This window comes from Arsenophonus endosymbiont of Bemisia tabaci Q2 (genome assembly GCF_902713415.1).
Taxonomy (GTDB): domain Bacteria; phylum Pseudomonadota; class Gammaproteobacteria; order Enterobacterales; family Enterobacteriaceae; genus Arsenophonus.
Window position 1 is genome coordinate 1 of sequence record NZ_CACTIE010000312.1, and the last position, 932, is coordinate 932.

1 protein-coding gene and 1 pseudogene are annotated in these 932 nt (G+C 30.2%); both read left to right on the forward strand.

What is annotated here, in order from left to right; genetic code table 11:
* Nucleotides 1-64 precede the first annotated feature (64 nt).
* Complete coding sequence (locus ARSQ2_RS13985) at nt 65-286, forward strand: DUF1454 family protein (RefSeq protein WP_181995378.1); 222 nt, start codon at nt 65-67, stop codon at nt 284-286.
* A pseudogene (locus tag ARSQ2_RS13405) lies at nt 267-641 on the forward strand (DUF1454 family protein). Before ARSQ2_RS13985 ends, ARSQ2_RS13405 begins: the two are co-directional and overlap by 20 nt.
* Nucleotides 642-932: the final 291 nt, after the last annotated feature.

The window sequence follows — 932 nt, forward strand, 5'->3', positions numbered from 1 at the left end:
GATATAGAGTAATTACTTGTAATCATTTTAAAGTCGCCCAGCTATATTACTATTTATTACATTATTGCCACTGTTCCCGGTGCTGGCAAAAGAATTACCAATTATAACTGAAACAGAGGTTTCGGTTGCTTATTTATGGCCCGATGCAGCCTTATTCAATGAAACTATTCCCGTATTTCGGCAAAAATATAATCAGGATAATCCCAGTTATCCAATACATGAATTTAAAGTGATCAAAAGCAAGGATATTAGCTTATCTTATATTCGTGCAGCCAAGTCGAATTAAGAGCAAAATTTACTCCTCCGCAGTACTTGAAGGAGGAAGTGAAAAAATTAAAAGTTTACAGCTAACATTACTGCCACTAAAATAGACAAGCAGCTATAAAATTAATCGACAATTATTCGAACGTTATATTATGGCAATTATTAATCACTTCGAAAAAACCACTTTAATTAATAACACACATCAATTAACCGCGGTATTAGATCGTATGTTAAAACAACATAATCAAGTGCAGAGTGATGAAACGATAGTAGGCGCTATCCGTTATATTTTAGTAAAAAGTAAAGATAACATGATTACTTTCGCTATTGAACCGCTTAAGCTTTCACTGAATGATGATAACATCACACATGAATGACGAAAAACAAAGTGATTTAGTCATAGCATCTTTATATTATCCTTTTGCATAAACTGAATAATGATCAATTGTCTTTATCTTATTTATTAATAAATATTTTTTATATAGTTAGGCGACTTTAAAATGATTACAAGTAATTACTCTATATCAGTAAATTTATATTCGAGAAAAACATATATTTTTGTCATCAAAATTAAGTCGCTTAGCTATAGCTAAGCGACTTAATTTTGATGAGATTATTTATATGAGCTATTCAATTGATTTTAGACGTAAAGTGATATTTACGATGAA